The following is a 22,358-nucleotide window of genomic DNA, read 5'->3' on the forward strand; positions in this document are numbered from 1 at the left end:
TACATTGACTCCCCAACAAAAGCAGCAACTTGAGCAGATGCACGACTCAACTCGTGATGGTCGAGTTCGTGACCGCATTAAAGCGGTATTACTCGCTTCTGAGGGTTGGAGTCAGTTGATGATTTCTCAAGCCCTTCGTATCCATGAATCGACGGTTGCTCGCCATCTCAGCGAATACGTCCTTTCTGAAAAGCTTAAGCCTGAAAATGGTGGCAGCCAAAGCAAACTTTCTGCCAATCAAACCATGCACCTCATCGAGCATTTGACTGAGCATACCTATGCTCATACTCATCAAATTGTCGCTTATGTGAAAGAGGAATTTGGCCTTAGCTATACCGTTGCTGGGATGAACAAATGGCTTCACAAAAATAGTTTCAGTTACAAGATGCCTAAAGGTGTGCCTCATAAGTTTGATGAAATTAAACAGAAAGCCTTTATTGAGGCTTATGAAGCGCTCAAAGCAAGCTGTAAAAAGGGTGAGTCGATTTTATTCATTGATGCAGTTCACCCTACTCAAGCGACTAAAATATCGCATGGTTGGATACGAAAAGGACAAGATAAAGCGGTTGAAACGACGGGAAGTCGAAGTCGTCTCAACCTCATTGGCGCTTTGAATCTCAACGATATTGGCAGCACGATTATTCATGATTACGAGACCATCAACAGTGAAAGTATCGTTCGTTTCTTCTGTCAAATTAGAGAGCGTTACCCATTAGATCACAAGCTCCACATTATCTTAGATGGTGCGGGATACCATCGAAGTGATTTGGTCAGAGATGCTGCTTTTGTCTTGAATATTGAACTTCACTACCTTCCACCTTATAGCCCGAATCTAAATCCAATCGAACGGCTTTGGAAAGTGATGAATGAACATTCGAGAAACAATGTATATTTCAAGAGTAAACGGGAATTTAGAGAAGCCATCGAGAATTTCTATACTGTGACTCTTCCAGAGATCGCAGGCTCTTTGATATCTCGAATAAATGATAATTTTCAGGTGCTAAAGCCTGCATCTTCAAGTTGAATGGGTATAGCGTGTAATTGATTACCCACTAAGTAAACTAAATGTTTAGATAGCAAACTCTTCTAGAGATTTACCAGCATCTAGTTGTTCTTGGATAGCTGAAGGCGTACGACCTTGACCTGTCCAAGTTTTCTCATCGCCATTGCCATCTACATATTTGTATTTAGCTGGACGAGGAGCACGTTTAGCTTTTGCTGTTTTTGTTTTTGCTTCACCAGAAAGCGCAGCAATAAGATCAGCAACATCGATGCCGTCTTTTGCAATTTGTTCAGCAATAGCAGAAAGCTTAGCTTCTTGCTCTGCTTTAGCAGCTTGTTCTTCAGCTTCAGACTCTTGACGCTCTTGTACAACAATAGTTAGCTTGTCTAGTGCTTCTTCAAGTTGCTCAAGAGTTAATTCACGTGAGAATGCGCGAAGGCTACGGATATTCAATAAAGTTTTTGTTAATTCAGACATGATATTTTCCATCAAGGTAAACTAAATAATCTTCCTAATAATAAACAGAGCCTAGGAATAAAACAAATAGTATTTCTTGTATTGGTTATTTAAATATAAAAGTGAGATGAATAGTTGAAAAAGAAACGACTCACTTTTGATGAATTTATAATAATTATTAAGATTTTCTTAAAAATCGATATGTGACTGGTGGAGTAATTGCTTTCTGTGGACTATTTTTGTATTGATAAGTTCATTAACAAAACCCTATTTTTCTCGGAATGATATGTTGCATTGTTGCTCTTGATGAGTACAATTGCGGCTACCTGATGCGATGCTTTGGTTAATTTGTTGTTAAACTCTGGTTTACACGGTTAATAATGTTATCGCACGTAGAGGTGCAATTATAAAAAGTAGTTTTCGTTGGGGTGATGCCAATGAACGGGAATGAAAGGTCTAATTGCCGAAGTAAATTGTATATCTAAGCAATTTGCTGGGGTTGTGCTCAATAGGTACAACACTGCCATAGTCTTAATTTTAAACTATGGAGCGCTACTGTAGGGTTGGGTGAAGTGTTCACTTCCCTTTCGCTTAGTTCAACATGAGCTTGATAAGTCGTATCAAGTTTGTCTGCAGTAGATCTCTAGCCAAATAAAAAACTGGTTTTTGAAGATCATGAATTTAATAGATTTTGCAACATCGCCTTTATCGCTGCTTCCTCCTTTGGTTGCATTGACTCTTGCTATTGTTACCCGCCGTGTATTGGTTTCTTTGGGTGTCGGTATCGTCATGGGTGCGATTCTACTTGCTGATTATTCAGTAGGTAACGCAGCTAGCTACGTGTTTACTAAAGCATCTGGTGTTTTCATCGAAGATGGTGGTATCAACACTTGGAACATGAGCATTATCGCATTCCTACTTATCCTTGGAATGATGACCGCTCTCTTAACACTTTCTGGCGGTACTCGCGCATTCGCTGAATGGGCACAGTCTCGTGTGAAGAGCAAACGTGGTTCAAAACTACTTGCTGCCTTCTTAGGCGTATTCATCTTTGTCGATGATTACTTCAACAGCTTAGCGGTAGGTGCTATCTCTCGCCCTGTAACAGACCGTTTCTATGTATCTCGCGCTAAGCTAGCTTATATCCTAGATTCTACTGCTGCTCCTATGTGTGTGATCATGCCGGCTTCTAGCTGGGGTGCTTACATCATTACTATTATTGGTGGCATCTTAGTGACACACGGTGTGACAGAGTATTCTGCACTGGGTGCTTACGTTCGTCTTATCCCAATGAACTTTTACGCTGTATTCGCACTACTTATGGTATTTGCGGTAGCGTGGTTTGGTCTAGACGTTGGTAAAATGCGCGAGCATGAGATTGAAGCATCACAAGGCCGCGGCTTTGATGGTGACAACGATCAAAAGCAAGCTCATGACCTGAACGAAGAGCTAGATATTGAAGAGAGCGAGAACGGTTCTGTTTCTGATCTCGTTATGCCAATCGTATCGCTAATCGTAGCAACAGTTGCTGCCATGCTTTACACGGGTGGCCAAGCGCTGGCAGCTGACGGTCAAGCATTCAACCTGCTTGGCGCGTTCGAAAATACAGATGTAGGCAAGTCTCTTGTTTACGGTGGCGTGTTAGGTCTGCTTGTTGCGCTAGCGACAGTATTCAAGCAAAAGCTACCAATGTCTGATATTGCAAGAACAATGTGGATCGGTGCGAGCTCAATGTTTGGCGCTATCCTTATCCTTGTGTTTGCATGGACTATCGGCTCTGTTATCGGCGACATGAAAACAGGTTCGTACCTATCATCTCTAGCGACTGGCAACATTGATTACCACTGGCTACCGGTTATTTTGTTCCTTCTTGCTGGCCTAATGGCATTCTCGACAGGTACATCTTGGGGTACGTTCGGTATCATGCTTCCTATCGCGGGTGACATGGCTGCAGCTTCTGACATCGCGTTGATTCTACCTATGCTAAGTGCGGTTCTGGCTGGTTCAGTATTCGGTGACCACTGTTCTCCAATCTCTGACACAACGATTCTGTCTTCTACCGGTGCTCGTTGTAACCACATTGACCACGTATCGACTCAGCTTCCTTATGCGCTGTCTGTAGCGTTTGTATCGTGCATTGGTTTCATCACGCTAGGTATGACGTCTTCAATTGGCATCGCGTTTAGTGCTGCGTCTCTAACGTTCGTTGCAGTATGTTTTGCATTGGCTTACTTCTCTCGTTGCAAAATGGCGACGTGCAAAAGCTAAAAGTGAAAGTTAATCAGTAAAGTATCAGGGAGGCATTGGCCTCCCTTTTTTGTGCCTGTTAATTTAATTTTAAATTTCGTGAAAAAAGTTCGAATAAATGGTTGAAAAAGGATGTGACCTTAGTTAGTGTGGAGACAAGACAGCAAACAACCTAAGAGCTAATAAGTATGCGTAAACTAGTAATGAACATTCATCACCATCATCACCCTATCTAGTCTTTCGGGGAGATTTACGTATACCCGGGAGCAAGAATTCTCCCGGAGGTTAAGTCAAAGAATTTAGATTTAAACCCTCGGGACGACAAAGTCTTCCGGGGGTTTTTTAGTTTTAGCGCTTTTAAATAATCAATAAATTCAAATATTTGCACAGGGATACAGCAATGCAGACACAACGCCTAAGAATCGCAATTCAAAAGAAAGGTCGCTTAAGTAAAGAGTGCCAAGATCTACTTAAAAAATGTGGTGTTAAATTTAACATCATGGGTGAGCGCCTAGTTGTTCATTCACTAAATATGCCAATCGACTTGTTACTGGTTCGTGATGATGACATCCCAGGTCTTATCATGGATGGTGTCGTTGACCTTGGTTTCATCGGTGAAAATGAACTAGAAGAAGTTCGCCTAGACCGTGTTGCTCTTAAAGAGCCTTCAGAGTTCCGCACACTACGTCGTTTAGACTTCGGTGGTTGCCGCCTTTCTATCGCTATCAACAAAGACGAAGAATACAACGGCCCACAAGATCTAGCGGGCAAACGTATTGCGACTACTTACCCACAACTACTAAAAGCTTACATGGACGAGCAGGGTGTTGAATTCAGCACTTGTATGCTAACAGGTTCGGTTGAAGTGGCTCCTCGTGCAGGCCTGGCAGACGCTATCGCCGATTTGGTTTCTACAGGTGCGACGCTAGAAGCAAACGGCCTAAAAGAAGCAGAAGCTATCTTCCAATCTAAAGCAACACTGATTCAACGTGTTGGTGAGTTCGACGCTGACAAGACTGCATTGATTGAAAAACTACTGACTCGTATGCAGGGTGTTCAACAAGCAAAAGAGTCGAAGTACATCATGCTTCACGCGCCAACATCTCAGCTAGAGCAAATCAAAGCACTACTGCCTGGTGCTGAAGATCCAACGGTTCTTCCTCTATCAACAGACAAAGACAAAGTTGCCGTTCACCTAGTAAGTACAGAGAACTTGTTCTGGGAAACGATGGAACAATTGAAAGAGTTGGGTGCAAGCTCAATCCTAGTACTACCAATCGAAAAAATGATGGGGTAACTGCTATGAGAACCGTTGTTTGGCAATCATTAAGTGAATCACAGCAAGACTCAGTATTAGAGCGCCCAGCAATTGCTGAAGGTGCGAATATCACAGCAACTGTGTCTGGTGTAATTGCAAAAGTAAGAAATGAAGGCGATGCAGCGCTCAAAGAGCTGACCGAAAAGTTTGATGGTGTGACACCGGAATCGATTCGAGTACGTTCTGAAGAGATCGAAGAAGCCTGCGCGCGTTTAACACCAGAGATGAAGCAAGCGCTTGAGCAAGCTTATCGTAATATTGCTAAGTTCCACGAAGCTCAAAAACCACAACCGATTAAGGTTGAAACTCAACCCGGTGTGGTTTGTGAGCAAGTGACTCGCGCTATTAATACGGTGGGTTTGTACATCCCAGGGGGCAGCGCACCACTTCCATCAACGGTTCTTATGTTGGGTGTTCCTGCTCAGATTGCTGGTTGTCGTAAGGTTGTGCTTTGTTCACCTCCGCCAATTGCAGATGAAATCTTGTATGTCGCTAAACTTTGTAAAATCGATGAGGTTTACAATGTAGGCGGTGGTCAAGCGGTTGCGGCAATGGCGTATGGTACAGAGAGCGTTGCTAAAGTTGATAAGATCTTCGGCCCAGGTAACGCTTACGTAACGGAAGCTAAACGCCAAGTAAGTAACGACTTTCGTGGCGCTGCGATTGATATGCCTGCTGGGCCGTCTGAAGTGTTAGTGATTGCCGATGAAACAGCAGATGCAAATTTCATTGCTGCGGATCTGCTGAGCCAAGCGGAACACGGTCCTGATTCTCAGGTTGTATTGGTAACACCATCTCCAGTGATTGCCGATCAAGTAACCGATGCGGTGCAGAAACAACTGAAAGAGTTGTCTCGAGCAACGATCGCCCAGCAAGCATTGGCATCAAGCCTAATTATTATTGCTGAATCGATCACTCAGGCGATTGCGATTTCGAACTTCTACGGCCCTGAACACTTGATTGTTCAAACTAAGAATCCACGTGAACTGCTGCCATTGCTAGATAATGCAGGTTCAATCTTCCTTGGTGATTGGTCTCCTGAATCTGCGGGTGATTACGCTTCTGGCACAAACCACGTGTTACCGACTTACGGTTATACCAAAACCTATTCAAGCCTAGGTTTGGCGGATTTCTCTAAGCGTATGACGGTACAAGAGTTAACAGCTGATGGCTTACAAGGCCTAGCGCCAACGGTAGTCACAATGGCGGAAGCCGAAGGTTTGGACGCACACAAACGTGCGGTGACTATCCGAGTTGAAAAATTAAATCGATTTGAACAGCTAAATAAAGCGAAATAAGGGTAGGGCATGGAAAAGTTAGCAAGAAAACAAGTTCAGGCTCTAACACCTTACTTGTCTGCAAGACGCATTGGTGGCAGCGGAGATGTATGGTTGAACGCCAACGAATCTCCGTTTGATAACGAGTACACCTTAAATCTGACTCGACTTAATCGCTACAGCGAGTGTCAGCCTAAAGAGCTAATCGATGCTTACGCTCAATATGCAGGTGTTGCACCAGAGCAAACGTTGACTACTCGTGGTGCTGACGAAGGTATTGAGCTTTTGATTCGAGCGTTCTGTGAGCCAAATGAAGATGCGATTCTTTATTGCCCACCAACTTACGGTATGTACGCAATCAGCGCGGAGACTATCGGGGTTGAGCGTAAGGTCGTGCCGCTGACGTCTGAATGGCAATTGGATTTACCGGCGATTGAAGCTCAACTTGATAACGTAAAAGTGGTCTTTGTTTGTAGCCCAAATAACCCAACAGGTAACTTAGTTAACCGCAAAGACATCGTTAAACTGCTTGAGATGACTCAAGACAAAGCCATTGTTGTGATGGACGAAGCGTATATCGATTTCTGCCCTGAAGCATCAACGGTGGATTTGCTTGCTCAGTATCCGAATCTAGCGATTCTTCGAACTCTCTCGAAAGCATTTGCATTGGCGGGTTTACGTTGCGGATTTACTCTAGCAAACCAAGAACTGATTGATGTACTGTTGAAAGTGATAGCACCTTATCCAGTTCCTGTTCCTGTTGCTGACATTGCTGTTCAAGCGCTGTCAGAACACGGGTTAGCAAGAGCAAAATTTCAGGTTCTTGATTTGAGTGCCAACCGAGCTTATTTACAAGCGGGCCTAATATGCATGCCTCAAATAACGGTATTCGATGGTTGGGGTAATTACCTTCTGGTTAAATTCCCTAACGGTGATGATTTATTCAAAGCAGCATGGGACAGCGGTATTATTTTACGTAATTCGCCAATTGAAAACTGTGTTCGCATTAGTATTGGTAACCGCGAAGAGTGCGAAAAGACACTTGGATTCATTCGTAACTTTTATCAGTAACGAACGGCTTATCAGTAATAACATTTGTCAGTCTTGAGTTGATTAATAATCGGCTGGCAAATGAAACCATTATTTGGGTTAGCGTTTGATTTTTGCTAGGCCACCAGATTTAAAATTAAAAGGAAGTTCAAGTGAGTAAACAACAGAAAATACTTTTTATAGACCGTGATGGCACCTTAATTGTTGAGCCGCCAGTCGACTTTCAAGTAGACCGTTTAGACAAGCTAAAATTCGAACCGTTAGTGATTCCTAGCCTACTTGCACTGCAAGATGCTGGTTATCGCTTAGTTATGGTGACTAACCAAGATGGTCTAGGCACAGATAGCTACCCGCAAGAAGAGTTCGATGCTCCGCACAATATGATGATGGAGTTCTTTGAATCTCAGGGCGTTAAGTTTGATGATGTTCTAATCTGCCCTCACTTTGATGAAGACAACTGTTCTTGCCGCAAACCAAAGCTAGGTATGGTTAAAGAATACCTTCAAGGCGGTAAAGTCGACTTCCAAAAGTCAGTCGTGATTGGCGATCGAATGACGGATCTTCAACTTGCTGAGAACATGGCAATTCGTGGTATCCAATACGGACCAGATGCGCAAACTGAAGGCACACTTAACTGGCCACAGATCGTTAAAGATCTAACGGTTAATGCTCGTGTTGCTGAAGTAGTTCGTACGACCAAAGAAACCGACATTAAGGTAGCCGTAAACCTTGATGAAACCGGAGGCAATAAGATCGATACTGGCATGGGTTTCTTCGATCACATGCTTGATCAAATCGCGACACATGGCGGTTTCCAAATGAACCTGACTGTGAAGGGCGATCTACACATTGATGATCACCACACGGTAGAAGACACGGCGCTTGCGCTAGGCCAAGCACTGAAAGATGCGCTAGGCGACAAACGTGGCATTGGCCGTTTTGGTTTCAGCTTGCCAATGGATGAGTGTTTAGCTCAATGTGCGCTAGACCTTTCTGGTCGCCCATACCTGAAGTTCGATGCTAAGTTCAGCCGTGAACAAGTGGGTGATCTTTCAACTGAGATGGTGGTTCACTTCTTCCGTTCTCTAACCGACACACTGGCTTGTACGCTACACCTTTCTTCTGCTGGCAATAATGATCACCACATCATTGAGAGCTTGTTTAAAGCGTTTGGCCGTACTCTTCGCCAAGCAATTAAAGTTGAAGGTAACGAGTTACCAAGCAGCAAAGGCGTTCTGTAAGGCTAACGTTAGCAAGGAAAGACAATGAAAGATCAGAAAGTAGTCATCATTGATACCGGTTGTGCCAACGTTTCATCGGTGAAATTTGCGATTGAACGTCTGGGCTATGCGGTTGAGATTTCAAAAGAGCCAGAAGTGGTTCTAGCTGCCGACAAGCTTTTCCTACCGGGTGTAGGCACAGCAAGTGAGGCAATGAAGAACTTGCAAGAGCGCGACCTTGTTTCTCTTGTGAAGCAAGTAGAGAAGCCTCTGCTAGGTATTTGTTTAGGTATGCAGCTGTTAGGCAAATTGTCTCAAGAGAAAGGCCAAAAGGCTGACGTGCTGGTTGAATGTTTAGGCTTGTGTGACGGTGAAGTTCGTTTACTTGAAACGGGTGATTTACCGCTACCACACATGGGTTGGAACACAGTTACCGCGACACCTAACCACCCTTTATTCAAAGACATTGAAGAAGGCGAGTACTTCTACTTTGTCCATAGCTTCGCAATGCCGGTGGGTGATTACACTATCGCACAATGTGATTACGGTAATCCGTTCACAGCCGCAGTGCAAAGTGGCAACTATTATGGTGTTCAGTTCCACCCGGAGCGTTCGTCAAAAGCTGGCTCTAAGCTGATTCAGAACTTCTTGGAATTGTAATAAGGATTTGGCAGCGGCTAACGTTGCCCTATAAGGAATGTAAATGATTATTCCCGCGTTAGATTTAATTGAAGGCCAAGTAGTTCGCTTATTCCAAGGGGACTACGGGCAAGTAACAGAATACAAAGTAGACCCAGCAGAGCAGTTCAACCTGTATCACCAAGCTGGCGCAGGTTGGCTTCACCTTGTTGATTTAACCGGTGCAAAAGATACAACGGCTCGTCAGTTAGACTTGATCGCTAAGCTACTTGCTAGCACGCCTGCGAACATCCAGATTGGTGGTGGTGTGCGTAACGAACAAGATGTCGTTGATCTGCTAGAAGCTGGCGCGCAGCGCGTTGTGGTTGGTTCTACAGCAGTTAAGCAACCTGAGTTGGTTAAAGGTTGGATGGAGAAGTACGGTGCGGAAAAAATCGTGCTGGCTCTGGACATCAATATTGACGAAAGCGGTACACGTAAAGTCGCGATTTCAGGTTGGCAAGAAGATTCAGGCGTGACCATTGAAGCGCTGATTGAAGACTATCTAACGGTTGGCCTTAAACACGTTCTGTGTACAGATATTTCGCGAGATGGCACGCTAGAAGGATCAAACGTAGAGCTTTATGTTGATCTTTGTAAGCAGTACCCACAGGTACAATTCCAATCATCGGGCGGCATTGGCAGCTTAGCTGATATCGAAGCGCTTAAAGGCAGCGGCGTTGCTGGCGTGATTGTGGGTCGCGCACTGCTTGATGGCAAATTCACCGCTGAGGAGGCATTTGCATGTTGGCAAAGCGAATAATCCCTTGTTTGGATGTCCGTGATGGACAGGTGGTTAAGGGCGTTCAGTTCCGTAACCACGAAATTATTGGTGACATCGTTCCGTTAGCGCAACGTTATGCGGAAGAGGGCGCTGATGAATTAGTATTTTACGATATCACTGCATCAAGCGATGGTCGTGTAGTCGACAAGAGCTGGGTAAAACGTGTAGCAGAAGTGATTGATATTCCTTTCTGTGTGGCTGGTGGTATTAAATCAGCGGAAGATGCAGCACGTATTCTTGAGTTTGGTGCGGACAAAGTGTCAATCAACTCACCGGCATTGGCTAATCCGCAACTGATCACTGACCTTGCTGATAAGTTTGGCGTGCAGTGTATCGTTGTTGGTATCGATTCATACTTCGATAAAGAAACCGGTAAATATCAGGTTTACCAATTCACTGGCGATGAAGCGCGTACTAAAGCAACCAAATGGGAAACCAAAGATTGGGTGCAAGAAGTACAGAAGCGTGGCGCAGGTGAGATCGTGTTGAACATGATGAACCAAGATGGTGTCCGTAACGGTTACGACATCGAACAACTCAACATGGTTCGCTCAGTATGTAACGTTCCATTGATTGCGTCAGGTGGCGCAGGTGCGATGGAGCACTTTGCTGAAGCTTATAAAAAGACCAACGTGGATGGAGCACTTGCGGCTTCGGTATTCCACAAACAAGTCATCAATATTGGTGAACTTAAACAGTATTTAAAACAACAAGATGTAGAGGTGCGACTATGAGTTTTGAACCCGTAAGCTTATCAAAAACAGAAGTAGGCGCATTGTCAGAGCGTATTGATTGGGAAAAAGTGGGTGGCTTAGTGCCAGCTATTGTTCAAGATTACCAATCTAGCCAAGTGCTGATGATGGGATACATGAACCCAGCAGCACTCGAGAAAACAGGCGAAACTGGCCAAGTGACGTTTTTCTCTCGCACCAAAGAGCGTCTTTGGACGAAAGGTGAAACGTCGGGCAATGTATTGCAACTGCAGAACATTGCCTTGGACTGTGACAGCGACACCTTGCTGGTCAAGGTTAATCCCATTGGCCCAACATGCCACACTGGTACTACAACGTGCTGGGACGGAGACAAACAACAAGAGTCTCAGATGGTGTGGCTTCATCAGCTTGAGCAGCTACTGGCTGCCCGCAAGGACGCAGACCCTGAGTCTTCTTATACTGCCAGCTTATATGCCCGTGGCACCAAGCGTATTTCGCAAAAAGTGGGCGAAGAAGGCGTTGAAGTCGCGCTTGCGGCGACGTCGGGCGATAAGGCGGAGTTAGTGTGCGAATCTGCGGATTTGATTTATCACTTGATGGTTCTTTTACAAGACCAAGGCCTATCGATGAACGACGTGGTGAACAAATTAAAAGAGCGCCATAAGTAAGCCCTCTTTAGATTAATAGAACCACGTAAAAGACAAATAAAAGCCCCGTAAACAAACATGTTTACGGGGCTTTTTTAGCGTTCAATTCTTGGGTACATCTCTTCACCTTTAGGCGTTGTCATTTCGAGGAGCCCAAGCGACATCAGGAATCTCTTCTCTTAATCTGACTTCCTAGATGTACGAGTTACCCGCAGCACTTTTTATATTTCTTACCACTGCCACAAATGCATGGGTCGTTGCGTCCGATCTTAAAGCTCTCAACCGTTTGGTTTAAGCGAGGATCTATCTCTGGTTGTGTAGCTTCTTCTTGTTCAGGGAAGGTGCCATCAATGTAATACCAAAGACCGCCTTCACGAACGAATCGCGAGCGCTCTTGCATGCAGTAGTGTTCGCCTTCGTCATTGAAGTAAGCTTTAAACTCAACAAAGCCTTCGTTCTCGTGTGAGCCTGTTGCTGTATCTATAACTTCTAGACCCGCCCAATCACTATCGATAGATTCGGCAATACCTTCTCTCTGCGATTCTGCATTGCAGCTTGGATGGTAAGTAGCAACCACATAATCTACCAAACCAAGTACATGTGCAGAATAACGTGAGCGCATCAATTGCTCAGGTGTTTCAACGGCACTGTGGTTAAGGTGTGCTGATTCACAGCATTGTTGGTAAGTATTTTTGCTACCGCATGGGCATGAAGACATAGTCAAATCCTGTAAAAATGGCCTCTATTAAGAGGCCATAAATGAATGCGTGGGAGTTTACCAAGAAACGATTGCTCGCCAAAGTTTAGTTTCCATTGGTACGGTTATGTGAAGTGGACTATTTCAACGACGGTGATAACAGCTCTTGAGCCCAAGTCGTCGCTTCGTCATAAGCTTGCCCGAGCTCTGCTTCGCTTAGTTTGAGCAGTTTACGAATGCGCGTTGCTTCATCCCATCGAGCTTGTTCATAAGCGATAACCATCGCCAAGATCGCACCTAATACGCCTTTGCGTTGTATCAGAGCTTGCTTAATCTCTTCATCAATTGGCACTGAGTCCAGTACTTGCTTCAACGGTTGGTCAAACAGAGAATCGAGTAGGGAGAACATACCGGTCAAAAAGGCTTGTCCGGGTTCAACTTTCACATTCATCTTCTCGACTAAGAGTTCACACTCACGTGCACGTAATACCGCTAAACCATAGAGCGAATCTGGCTTGTCTTCTTTCGCGGATGCAATCGCCACAAGTGAAACGAACTTACGTAGCTTTTGCTCGCCAAGAAAAATAAGCGCTTGGCGAAATGAACGAATGGTTGTTGCTGAGCCTCCGGCAGAGTTCACATAGGCAAGTAACTTGTAAGACAGCGTGACGTCTAATGTGATCAGACGTTCAACTTCACCAAAGTCGATAGGGTCGTTAGCGATCTCTTTCAACAGCTGAACAATCGTCAAAAACGCAGGGTTGAGAGCACGAGTTTGGATCATTTCCGGCTTACTGAAGAAGTAACCTTGGAAGTAGGTGAAGCCTGCTTGGTTTGCTTCTTGATATTCGTCGTAAGTCTCTACTTTTTCAGCGAGGAACTTAATGTCTAACCCTTTGAGAGAGTTCATGAACATCGAAGCTTTCGCAATTGAGATCAAACGGATATCAAACTTGATAATTGAAACGTACGGTAAGAAGCGCTTCCACGCTTTGCTTGGCACAAAGTCGTCCAATGCGATGGTATAACCCGCATCATAGATGGCTTTGATTGCTTCAAGTAGTTCGTCGGTTGGTTCGCAGTCTTCAAGAACCTCAACAACGAGGCTTTCTTTTGGAAACAGCGTCGGGACCAAGTTAATCAGACTTGTATAAGGAAAGTTAACGAACCCCAGCTTATCACCCAACGTATTATAGTGAGTTGATAAAAAGTGGTCGGAAAGCAAACGGCTAGTAGCGAGCTCCGGCTCTACTTCAGGGAAAGTGTTCTTAGGACCGTCCCTGAATAGCAACTCGTAACCTATGGTTTTCTTGTCTGTATCGAGTATTGGTTGACGCGCTACGTATGAATATTTCAACTTGGTACTGTGTTCGGTTTATTTCTGATAGAGAGATAATAGCTAATTCAGTGGAAATTACCATACACAATCAAAGAAAGTCTGACCGACAATAATAATCAAAGTGAAAGTTTAAGACGGATGTTGAAAGCTATTGCTAAACTCTCGATTCTGTAGTTCAAAACTTTGCGGAGTGAACACCAGCACTGAACCTTGAGTATACCAATCACCCAATACGACACGGGTTTTACTGCAATTATTAGTATCAAAGGTGTGGATGTCAGGGCGATGAGTATGGCCGTGAATCATCAGATCGACGTTGTTTCGCGCCATCACATCTGCGACTTCTTGTTGTGTCACATCCATGATGTCGAGCGATTTAGTTTGCTTGTCATCTTTGATATCAGATTGAACCTTCGAGACAATTTTCTTCTTGATGAAAAATGGAATTCTGTTGAAGACCCATTGCAGCCATGGTTGATGCACTTTTTCGCGGAAGGCGAGATATTTTACATCTTCGGTACATAGGGTATCACCATGCAGTACGACCGCTTTTTGTCCGTAGATATCGATCGTTGATACTTCGTCAAGAAGTTGCACGCCTGTTTGTTTGGCAAATTTCTTACCGACTAGGAAGTCACGGTTACCTTGTGTGAAGTAGCAAGGCACGCCAGTTTTCACCAAATCAATAAACGCTTGGCGAATAGAGGTCGCAAACTCACTTTTGTCGTCGTCACCAATCCAGAATTCGAAAAGGTCACCTAATACATAGAGTGCATCCGCTTCTACCGCTTCGTTCTTCATGAAAGTGAGGAAGCAATCGGTGATGTCTTGTCGTGACGGAGCAAGGTGCAGGTCTGATATAAAATATGTTTTCATAGGTCTAAAAAAGGGAGCGATTCGCTCCCTATATCCTGATTTTATCGGCTCATCAATTATTAATACTAGGGCGTGTTGACCTTTGGCGGTTAAATTTTGTTCGAGATAAAAGCGTTTTAATCGAGGCGAGAGATAGGAAGCCTAGTCATTCTAAGCAAATTTCCCTCAACAAAGAGTAAAACGCTTTTAGCCGAACCCTTTGGGCAGCGTTTGCTGGTTATTTCTACTGCGTTATCGGCTTCTTATGTAGGCTAGCTACACATCAAAGCCTCTGCCTTGTATAAATCCCCAGCAACTCGCTGCAAAAATCAGCTCAAAAGGTCAATACGCCCTAATCGAAAGCAAGTAATTAAGCTTCGATTGTAGTACCAGTGATGATCACTTCTTCTAGAGGTACATCTTGGTGCATACCCATAGAACCAGTGCTAACACCTTTGATCTTGTTTACGATGTCCATGCCTTCAACTACTTCTGCGAATACACAGTAGCCCCAACCGTCTAGGCTTTCGCTACGGAAGTTTAGGAAAGAGTTGTCGTTAACGTTGATGAAGAACTGAGAGCTCGCTGAATGCGGTTCCATAGTACGAGCCATTGCTAGTGTACCCACTTTGTTCGCTAGGCCGTTGTTCGCTTCGTTCTTGATAGTCGCACGAGTTGTTTTTTCTTTAAGGCCAGAAGTCATGCCGCCGCCTTGAACCATGAAACCATCGATAACACGGTGGAATAGCGTGTTGTCGTAAAAACCGTCACGGCAATACTGTAGGAAGTTTGCGCTTGTTTCTGGTGCTTTTTCTTCGTTAAGTTGAACTTTGATGTCACCAAAATTTGTGTGAAGGATGATCATGATTGTTACCTTACTGTCTTTTTAATATGAAGTTCGAATTCTAGCGCATGTTGGCGGACTTTCAAAACACCAAATCATTAACTTAACTTGGTTGTTTGAGGTAATTACTGCTTTGGGGGATTACCTAATAACGCATGAATTGATATACTTGCCCTCTTATTTTGATTAATACACAAATATAGATAGAGATCATGCTAAAAATTTATAACACACTCACAAGACAGAAAGAGGAATTCAAACCAATTACAGCTGGCAAAGTCGGCATGTATGTCTGTGGGGTAACCATTTACGATCTCTGTCACATTGGTCATGGCCGTACGTTCGTTTCTTTCGACGTAGTAACTCGCTACCTTCGTTACCTTGGTTACGATCTGAACTTCGTTCGTAACATCACAGATATCGATGACAAAATCATCAAGCGCGCTAACGAAAACGGCGAGTCTTGTGATTCTCTGACTGAGCGTTTGATCGGTGAAATGCACGCAGACTTCGATGCGTTGAACATGAAGCGTCCAGATGTAGAGCCTCGCGCAACTGAATTCATCACTGAAATTATTGAACTGGTTCAAAAGCTGATTGACCGTGGTTTTGCTTATGTGGCAAGCAACGGCGACGTGATGTTCGAAGTTAAGAAATTCGACGAATACGGTAAGCTTTCTAAGCAAGACCTTGATCAGCTTCAAGCTGGTGCTCGTGTTGATATTGATTCTGCAAAACGCAGCCCGTTAGATTTCGTTCTTTGGAAGATGTCTAAGCCAGGTGAACCTACGTGGGAATCTCCATGGGGTCCAGGTCGTCCAGGTTGGCACATTGAATGTTCAGCAATGAACTCGTCTATCCTTGGTAACCATTTCGATATCCACGGTGGAGGTTCAGATCTACAGTTCCCGCATCACGAGAACGAAATTGCACAATCTTGCTGCGCACACGGTACTCAATATGTGAATACTTGGATGCACAGCGGCATGGTGATGGTAGACAGAGAAAAAATGTCTAAGTCACTGGGTAACTTCTTCACTATCCGTGACGTACTTCAGCATTACGATGCAGAAACAGTGCGTTACTTCCTAATGTCTGGTCACTACCGTAGCCAGCTGAACTACAGCGAAGATAACCTAAACCAAGCACGTGCATCGCTTGAACGTTTATACACATCACTTCGTGGCCTAGACCTAACCGCAGCTCCTGCTGGTGGTCAAGAGTATGTAACTCGTTTCTCTACGGCAATGAACGATGATTTCAATACACCTGAAGCTTATTCAGTGCTGTTCGAAATGGCTCGTGAAATCAACCGTATCAAGACTGAAAGCATTGAAAAAGCAAGTGCTCTCGGTGCATTGATGCGTGAACTTGCCGACATCATCGGTATTCTTCATCAAGACCCAGAAGCTTTCCTTAAAGGTGATGCTGCGGGTAATGACGACGAAGTAGCAGAAATCGAAGGCCTTATTAAGCTACGTAATGATTCTCGCGCTTCGAAGGATTGGGCTAACGCCGACCTTGCACGTGATAAGCTAAACGAGTTGGGCATTATTCTGGAAGATGGCCCAGAAGGCACGACTTGGCGTCGTAAGTAAATCTTATAAAAAGGGCTGATTTTCAGCCCTTTTTTCTAGCAAAAATTCTCTAATTTCACCTTTGCTTTTATCTTCAACTTTTAATTAACAGGAATATTTCTGTGGCTCAGATGTATTTTTATTACTCGGCAATGAATGCGGGTAAATCGACAACGCTTCTTCAATCTTCATTTAACTACCAAGAGCGTGGCATGACGCCAGTGATCTTTACTGCAGCGCTAGATGATCGCTATGGTATCGGTAAAGTTAGCTCGCGAATTGGTCTTCAATCTGAAGCTCAACTGTTTAAAAACGACACCAATATGTTTGACGCGATACAAAAACTCAATGAAGAAGAAAAGCGTCATTGTGTTTTGATCGATGAGTGTCAGTTCTTATCGAAAGAGCAGGTTTACCAGCTAACAGAAGTGGTTGATAAGCTGCACATCCCTGTACTTTGTTACGGTTTGCGCACTGACTTCTTGGGTGAACTGTTTGAAGGTAGCCGTTACTTATTATCTTGGGCAGACAAACTGGTTGAGCTAAAAACGATTTGTCACTGTGGCCGTAAAGCGAATATGGTGATTCGTACTGATGAGCACGGTGTTGCGATTGCTGAAGGTGACCAAGTGGCTATTGGTGGTAATGACCAATATGTTTCAGCTTGCCGTTTGCACTACAAAGAAGCGTTAGGTAAATAAGCGGCTTTTTGGTTGATTCTTCTTAAGTGAACAAAGCTGAAATCAACAAGCTTAAGTAATAGTTAAGAATAAGAAACGGTGGCCAAGTGCCACCGTTTTTGTTTCCTGAAAAGGAGTATTACGTTACTTTAAGTTTTATTCGAAACCCAGCTTCTTCAATGCTTGGTAAGCATGATCAACGTCATCAGGAATCGGCATCTCAATCTGAAATCCTTGCGCTGGATAAGACTTGATTCGTTCGAAGTCAGCAATGAGAGCACCCAACACCATGTCTAATGGTAACTCTTCGTTAAAGTAATCAACCCAGTCTTGCCATTGTGAAGTGACTTGAATCTCGGTCACTTCGTCAGGCCACTGTTTAGCAAACGTGGCGTAAGTACGTTTCTCCATAAAGGGTTTCTGTACTAAGGTCAGGCGTTTCGGTGATAGTCCACGCTCAGTCAACAATTTGTGGGTGAATCGTACGTTCTCCCCAGTATTGGTTGCGTGCTTCTCAATGATAATGTCAGAGTCAGGCACGCCAGCATCTCGAGCGATAGCCTCGAATGTTTCAGCCTCTGAGCGTTCAAAACTGCCTTCAGTAAAGCGTCCCACACCGCCAGAAAATACGATATAAGGCGCCACACCTTGGTGATAGAGCTCAGCTGCGTATTCAGCAACGCGAGTGTCGTTACTGCACAACACAAATATACAATCTGAAGGCGTGATGTCATGATCCATCGACATGAAGTTCCAAAGGGTGTCGATCGAGTGATATAGCTTACCCTTTGAGTTCTTTGTTACGGCTTGCTTAGCTATGGATTGCTTAGTCATAAAGAGCGTCCAATGTGGAATCGAATTTAAACGAGTAACCTAAACCGAGGATCTTTTTAGAAGAGATCAGCTTGTCTGGGGTGTCGACAATAGGAGGGAGTGGCTCGCTGCTATTGGCACTTTTTAATGCTGCTGCGTAGAACTCTGCCTTGCTCACTGTATTTGGTGTGGTGACGTTTACGATTTCATTGTGCAGTTGATTGATGGCGAAATCGACCGCACCAATCGCATCATCAAGGTGAAGCATGTTGGCTGGTGCTTGAGAGCTGACCTGCTTTAGCTTGCTTGCGAATCGAGATGGGTGACGGCTAGGGCCGATTAACCCACTGAAACGAAGAATGGTGTAATCGATGCCGGAATCCATCACCAGTTGTTCAGCCTTCAGCATCACGCGTGCATTGTCCGAAAATGCGGATGCTTGCTCGTTTTCTGAGGTAGAAAGAGTGAGTGAGGCGTCTTGCTCGTACAGAACTCCGGGCTTGGTTGGATATACCGTCGTTGAACTGACCATAATGAGCTTTTTCACGTTAGCCTTCTGGCAAGCACTGGTCAGTTGTTGCCAAGAGTCGGCGTACTCGACACCAGCGCCTTTTCTAAAGCCGGGAGGAAAGCTACCAATCACTATCTCAGTATTGTTTTCCAATAGGAGTGAGTAGAGTTGGCCAATAGAGCGTTCAGGTTGTATTGCATCAAAACTGAATACTTCACAAGGAGTGCGTTCGTTGCCAATAGCGTCAGCGCCTTCTTGGGTGGTCTTCGTCACGACGACTTGGTTATCATGTTTGACGAGATGTTCCGATAAGGGCGCTCCAACCCAGCCAGCACCAACAATAAATATAGAAGCCATGTGTTCCTCACAACTGCAAATGACGAATTTACAATAAGCCTAACAAACCTTTGCTCAAAAATGAAAAAACTCCACGGCCGAGGCAAGTGGAGTTTTTACTAGAACAATGGAGCTTTAGTTTAGTACGCGAAGTAGTTTGTCTGCGCGCTCTGCCATCTGTATACCTTCATCTGTTAGGTAACCGCCGTCTGGCTGAGTACAAAGGTTCTTTTCGAATAGGCGCTTAACAGCGTCTTGAGTTTCTTGAGCTGCCTCTTGATGAACTTTAATTCCAGTAGCTGCGCTACTTACATCAAATTGAAGAAGGAGGTTTAAATCAGCAATGTTTTCAGCGTTGTACTTCATAATTAACCTATATATTCATAACGTTCTCTACCTTCACCTTAGTGCGCATTCACAACTCAGGCAATAGCAAATAAAGAGAATTGATAAGTGATACCAAATTGAATGATTAATCAGCGCATGAGCAGTTGTTTTTTGTTTAATTGGGCGAATTTCACACGCTTCATTAATGAATGATGTTTATTGCTAAGTGGTTGTAATATATTGTGAGACTAGAAATATAATGCATCGAGCAAATATTGTTTAAAAAAGGAAATGCATCAGTGAGAGCCAACAAAGTAGCATTAATGATCAGTATGCTATTTGCAATTGCAGGGTGTCAGAGCACTCCCTCTGAACAGACAGAAGCGAACCAAAGCACGAATGGCAGTGAGTCTTCATCAAATGCCCGCACGTTTGATTCTGTGCAAAGTGTTCATCTCGAATGGGAAAGTAAGCTTGAAAGCCATGTTCAATTGTCTCTTTATGCGCCAGAAAATTACAATGAACTACTAGATGCTTGGGATGATGCTGAAAGCATTTATGCCGATTTACTGAAAGACGAAACTCGTCTAACGAAAAGCTATTCAATTTTTTCGAGCCTAACGTACGCTGAAGCTTTTGATGAAAAAATCGCTTTGGTTAAATCAAACTATGATTCGATTCTAGTGTTAAAGAAAAAGGCCGATAGAGTACTAGCGGATTCGATTGTTCAGATGGACTATCTGAAATATTTGGGTGCCGATACGATGTTCGCGTCGAACTATAAGAGGCTTTACGCTGAATACAGTGAGTTATTTGAATACGTATTGGTCGATGAGCTTGAAGATGCTCAGGAAGCACAGGTTGAGTTTCTTAACCACGCTCGCTCATTAGAAGTGAAAGTCGCCCATAAGAAATACATTGAACCGCTGAAAAACGAATTAGAGTTCTTAGAAGATGAAGACTTTGATGATGTAGTGCCGCTTACCTTTGCTAAAGCAAGTTCTCAAATTGCATTGGCGGAAAATCAAGTTAAGGCAAGTCCTCGTGAAAAATCAATTATCGAAGACGCCGTTAAAGCCGCTGAATTCGAATTGAATCACGTGAGAAGTGTTGCGCATGAAGTTAAGTTGCTTGCTAACGTGAAGGGTGATCGATTTGAGCAATCGGTATTGAATGCCGAGAACCAGTTTTTGAGTATTTCTCAGATCCTGAATGATCAAGACTACCGTGATGTGGTGTTGCGCCTTCAAGCTCAGAAAATCGTCGAGAGTATTAAAGCGCTTAAAAGCTCTGATATGACTACGCAACTGAAGTCTGAGGTTGAAGCACTTTCAGAACAACTTGCCGATTTGGAACTCGAAAATCAGAAACAAGCCCAACAGCTTGCTGAGACAAACAAACATAACGAGTTTTTGGATGAGCAGGTTACTAAGAGTGATGCTCACATAAAAAGCTTGGAAGAGTTGGTGGATAGTTTGAAAAGCTTAGGTGGTAAAGTTGCTACCGAAAGTCACTCCGACGTGACACCGACTAACGTTGAGTCCAACCTTGAAGATGCCGCTTTAGAGCAATCATCAGAACAAGTGATTGAACCTTCGGTTTAGCATAACTAATTTCTTTATTTGTGATTGACTTAAAAGCGCCTCAGGGCGCTTTTTTACGTTCTGTTGATCTATATCAAAATCTAGAGGCAACAGCGGTCTGTTTGTCATTATAGTGTACGTTATTCTTTTGTTTTATTTCGTAACTTATTGATATTTATAAGTGTGCCATTTTTTAAGTTGGTAACGTTTCATTCAGCGTAGTTTTCTTTTTACTACTAAAGTTGTATGAATTTTGAATAACTTGGGCTATTTCCTTTCCACAAGGTTGTGGGAGGTATTTTGAGTCCCAAATAGCTCTTGAATTCAGAAATGAAAGAGAGGATTATCTCGCTCCCGACAACATGTTTCAAAATGTAAATCATCATGAATCTGAACCAATTTGACTCATTATTACCGCCACAAATGGCTGAGCGCGCTGCAGATATTGGCGTAGGTAAAGCAACCAAAGATCCAACCAAATCTTTTCTCCTAGCGATTTCAGCTGGCATACATATCGGTATTGCGTTTGTGTTCTACACAATTGTAACCACTGGCGCTGGTGATTTACCTTGGGGTATTACTCGCGTACTAGGTGGCCTTGCATTTAGCTTGGGCTTAATCCTCGTTGTTGTTACTGGCGGTGAACTGTTTACCAGTTCGGTGCTCACTCTTGTTGCTCGCGCAAGTGGCAAGATTAGCTGGGGAACCCTAGTCAAGAACTGGGCGACCGTTTATATCGGTAACCTTATTGGTGCCTTATTGCTAGTGGCATGCATGCTTCTGACTAAACAGTACATGTTCGACCATGGGCAAGTGGGTTTGAATGCGATGGCCATCTCTCAGCACAAAATGCACCATGGTTTTATCCAAGCTATCGCGCTTGGCATCATGTGTAACGTATTGGTTTGTATCGCGGTATGGATGACATTTAGTGGACGAACACTGACTGACAAAATTGCAGTACTGATTTTACCTGTTGCGATGTTTGTATCATCGGGCTTTGAGCACTGTATTGCGAATATGTTCCAAGTTCCTTTAGCTATCGGTATCAAAACATTTGCTCCAGCTGAATTCTGGACAATGACAGGGGCTAATCCAGCAGACTATGTTGACCTAAACATGATGGACTTTCTGATGAACAACTTGCTGCCCGTTACTATCGGTAACATCATCGGCGGCGGTATCTTTGTTGGCATGTGGTATTGGTTGATTTATTTACGCGATTAATCAAGATGACGGATCAACAAAGCTTGCGTGACTAGCTCAGTGACAAGATTAGTTAAAGCTCAGTGAAAATATTGAACTGACTTATGACATTTACAAGACGGCCTGCATTGCAGGCCGTTTTTTATTGGCTCCTCAAAACCACCGCCTAGGGCGGTGGTGATTGTTCCTTGAGGCTA

The 22,358-nt window shown here is 43.9% G+C and carries 22 protein-coding genes, 1 riboswitch and 1 other annotated feature; of the genes, 14 read left to right on the forward strand and 8 right to left on the reverse strand.

The annotated features are described in order from the left end of the window. Window positions 1–4: 4 nt before the first annotated feature. Window positions 5–1,024 (forward strand): IS630 family transposase, encoded by a 1,020-nt coding sequence (locus ED652_RS20530; protein WP_254051723.1) that lies wholly within the window; start codon window positions 5–7, stop codon window positions 1,022–1,024. A gap of 45 nt (window positions 1,025–1,069) precedes the next feature. Here the strand turns inward: ED652_RS20530 and ED652_RS20535 are convergent, their stop codons facing one another. Further along, window positions 1,070–1,480: an H-NS family nucleoid-associated regulatory protein gene (locus tag ED652_RS20535; RefSeq protein WP_017109924.1), complete on the reverse strand. Its 411-nt coding sequence runs from the start codon at window positions 1,478–1,480 to the stop codon at window positions 1,070–1,072. Between the two features lie 364 nt (window positions 1,481–1,844). Beyond that, window positions 1,845–2,022, forward strand: a riboswitch (Lysine riboswitch). 112 nt (window positions 2,023–2,134) lie between these two features. Here ED652_RS20535 and ED652_RS20540 point away from each other — a divergent pair. The 9 genes from ED652_RS20540 (at window position 2,135) to hisIE (ending at window position 11,414) form a co-directional block, all read left to right on the forward strand. Further along, the gene (locus ED652_RS20540; protein ID WP_065103837.1) at window positions 2,135–3,727 is read left to right on the forward strand and encodes a Na+/H+ antiporter NhaC family protein; all 1,593 of its coding nucleotides are present in this window, start codon (window positions 2,135–2,137) and stop codon (window positions 3,725–3,727) included. A 190-nt stretch (window positions 3,728–3,917) separates the two neighbouring features. Beyond that, window positions 3,918–4,053, forward strand: a sequence feature (His leader region). A 53-nt stretch (window positions 4,054–4,106) separates the two neighbouring features. Continuing rightward, window positions 4,107–5,003, forward strand: coding sequence for an ATP phosphoribosyltransferase (gene hisG / locus ED652_RS20545; RefSeq protein ID WP_029223418.1), 897 nt, complete (start codon window positions 4,107–4,109; stop codon window positions 5,001–5,003). 5 nt (window positions 5,004–5,008) lie between these two features. Continuing rightward, the gene (gene hisD, locus ED652_RS20550; protein ID WP_122056003.1) at window positions 5,009–6,322 is read left to right on the forward strand and encodes a histidinol dehydrogenase; all 1,314 of its coding nucleotides are present in this window, start codon (window positions 5,009–5,011) and stop codon (window positions 6,320–6,322) included. Window positions 6,323–6,331: 9 nt separating this feature from the next. Continuing rightward, window positions 6,332–7,372, forward strand: coding sequence for a histidinol-phosphate transaminase (gene hisC, locus ED652_RS20555; protein WP_122056004.1), 1,041 nt, complete (start codon window positions 6,332–6,334; stop codon window positions 7,370–7,372). Window positions 7,373–7,503: 131 nt separating this feature from the next. Continuing rightward, the gene (gene hisB / locus ED652_RS20560; RefSeq protein WP_065112180.1) at window positions 7,504–8,592 is read left to right on the forward strand and encodes a bifunctional histidinol-phosphatase/imidazoleglycerol-phosphate dehydratase HisB; all 1,089 of its coding nucleotides are present in this window, start codon (window positions 7,504–7,506) and stop codon (window positions 8,590–8,592) included. Window positions 8,593–8,616: 24 nt separating this feature from the next. After that, the gene (gene hisH / locus ED652_RS20565) at window positions 8,617–9,231 is read left to right on the forward strand and encodes an imidazole glycerol phosphate synthase subunit HisH (RefSeq protein WP_122056005.1); all 615 of its coding nucleotides are present in this window, start codon (window positions 8,617–8,619) and stop codon (window positions 9,229–9,231) included. A 43-nt stretch (window positions 9,232–9,274) separates the two neighbouring features. Next, window positions 9,275–10,012 (forward strand): 1-(5-phosphoribosyl)-5-[(5-phosphoribosylamino)methylideneamino]imidazole-4-carboxamide isomerase, encoded by a 738-nt coding sequence (gene hisA, locus ED652_RS20570; protein ID WP_012604374.1) that lies wholly within the window; start codon window positions 9,275–9,277, stop codon window positions 10,010–10,012. Beyond that, the gene (hisF, locus tag ED652_RS20575; protein WP_017109916.1) at window positions 9,994–10,767 is read left to right on the forward strand and encodes an imidazole glycerol phosphate synthase subunit HisF; all 774 of its coding nucleotides are present in this window, start codon (window positions 9,994–9,996) and stop codon (window positions 10,765–10,767) included. The genes hisA and hisF overlap by 19 nt, the downstream gene beginning before the upstream one ends. Beyond that, the gene (gene hisIE / locus ED652_RS20580) at window positions 10,764–11,414 is read left to right on the forward strand and encodes a bifunctional phosphoribosyl-AMP cyclohydrolase/phosphoribosyl-ATP diphosphatase HisIE (RefSeq protein ID WP_065103833.1); all 651 of its coding nucleotides are present in this window, start codon (window positions 10,764–10,766) and stop codon (window positions 11,412–11,414) included. The genes hisF and hisIE overlap by 4 nt, the downstream gene beginning before the upstream one ends. A gap of 184 nt (window positions 11,415–11,598) precedes the next feature. Here hisIE and ED652_RS20585 read toward each other — a convergent pair whose 3' ends face one another. The 4 genes from ED652_RS20585 to ED652_RS20605 all read right to left on the reverse strand — a co-directional run bounded on the left by ED652_RS20585 (window position 11,599) and on the right by ED652_RS20605 (window position 15,149). Continuing rightward, window positions 11,599–12,111 carry a YchJ family protein gene (locus ED652_RS20585; protein WP_122056006.1) on the reverse strand — a complete coding sequence of 171 codons (513 nt, stop codon included), beginning with the start codon at window positions 12,109–12,111 and terminating at the stop codon, window positions 11,599–11,601. A gap of 118 nt (window positions 12,112–12,229) precedes the next feature. Further along, entirely contained in the window at window positions 12,230–13,447 is a 1,218-nt protein-coding gene (locus ED652_RS20590; protein ID WP_017109913.1) for an EAL and HDOD domain-containing protein, read from the reverse strand. A gap of 111 nt (window positions 13,448–13,558) precedes the next feature. Further along, window positions 13,559–14,305 carry a UDP-2,3-diacylglucosamine diphosphatase gene (gene lpxH / locus ED652_RS20595; protein ID WP_122056007.1) on the reverse strand — a complete coding sequence of 249 codons (747 nt, stop codon included), beginning with the start codon at window positions 14,303–14,305 and terminating at the stop codon, window positions 13,559–13,561. A 349-nt stretch (window positions 14,306–14,654) separates the two neighbouring features. Further along, complete coding sequence (locus tag ED652_RS20605) at window positions 14,655–15,149, reverse strand: peptidylprolyl isomerase (protein ID WP_004734582.1); 495 nt, start codon at window positions 15,147–15,149, stop codon at window positions 14,655–14,657. A 191-nt stretch (window positions 15,150–15,340) separates the two neighbouring features. On the opposite strand from ED652_RS20605, the gene cysS reads away from it, so the two are divergent. Both cysS and ED652_RS20615 read left to right on the forward strand, forming a co-directional pair. Further along, entirely contained in the window at window positions 15,341–16,726 is a 1,386-nt protein-coding gene (gene cysS / locus ED652_RS20610) for a cysteine--tRNA ligase (protein WP_122056008.1), read from the forward strand. Between the two features lie 101 nt (window positions 16,727–16,827). Continuing rightward, a complete protein-coding gene (locus ED652_RS20615) occupies window positions 16,828–17,406 on the forward strand; it encodes a thymidine kinase (protein WP_004734584.1) in 579 nt (192 codons plus the stop codon). A gap of 135 nt (window positions 17,407–17,541) precedes the next feature. Here the strand turns inward: ED652_RS20615 and ED652_RS20620 are convergent, their stop codons facing one another. From ED652_RS20620 to ED652_RS20630, 3 genes are all read right to left on the reverse strand, one after another. After that, window positions 17,542–18,219 (reverse strand): YdcF family protein, encoded by a 678-nt coding sequence (locus ED652_RS20620; protein ID WP_122056009.1) that lies wholly within the window; start codon window positions 18,217–18,219, stop codon window positions 17,542–17,544. Next, on the reverse strand, window positions 18,212–19,066 hold the full coding sequence (locus tag ED652_RS20625) for an NAD(P)H-binding protein (RefSeq protein WP_122056010.1): 855 nt from the start codon (window positions 19,064–19,066) through the stop codon (window positions 18,212–18,214). Before ED652_RS20625 ends, ED652_RS20620 begins: the two co-directional genes overlap by 8 nt. A gap of 114 nt (window positions 19,067–19,180) precedes the next feature. Beyond that, window positions 19,181–19,411, reverse strand: a complete 231-nt coding sequence (locus ED652_RS20630) for a TIGR02647 family protein (RefSeq protein ID WP_004734587.1) — start codon at window positions 19,409–19,411, stop codon at window positions 19,181–19,183. Between the two features lie 260 nt (window positions 19,412–19,671). On the opposite strand from ED652_RS20630, the gene ED652_RS20635 reads away from it, so the two are divergent. Then, window positions 19,672–20,976 (forward strand): ATPase, encoded by a 1,305-nt coding sequence (locus tag ED652_RS20635; RefSeq protein ID WP_102315141.1) that lies wholly within the window; start codon window positions 19,672–19,674, stop codon window positions 20,974–20,976. 363 nt (window positions 20,977–21,339) lie between these two features. Further along, complete coding sequence (gene focA, locus ED652_RS20640) at window positions 21,340–22,182, forward strand: formate transporter FocA (RefSeq protein ID WP_004734589.1); 843 nt, start codon at window positions 21,340–21,342, stop codon at window positions 22,180–22,182. Window positions 22,183–22,358: the final 176 nt, after the last annotated feature.

It is taken from the genome of Vibrio sp. Evd11, from assembly GCF_900382755.1.
Taxonomy (GTDB): domain Bacteria; phylum Pseudomonadota; class Gammaproteobacteria; order Enterobacterales; family Vibrionaceae; genus Vibrio; species Vibrio lentus.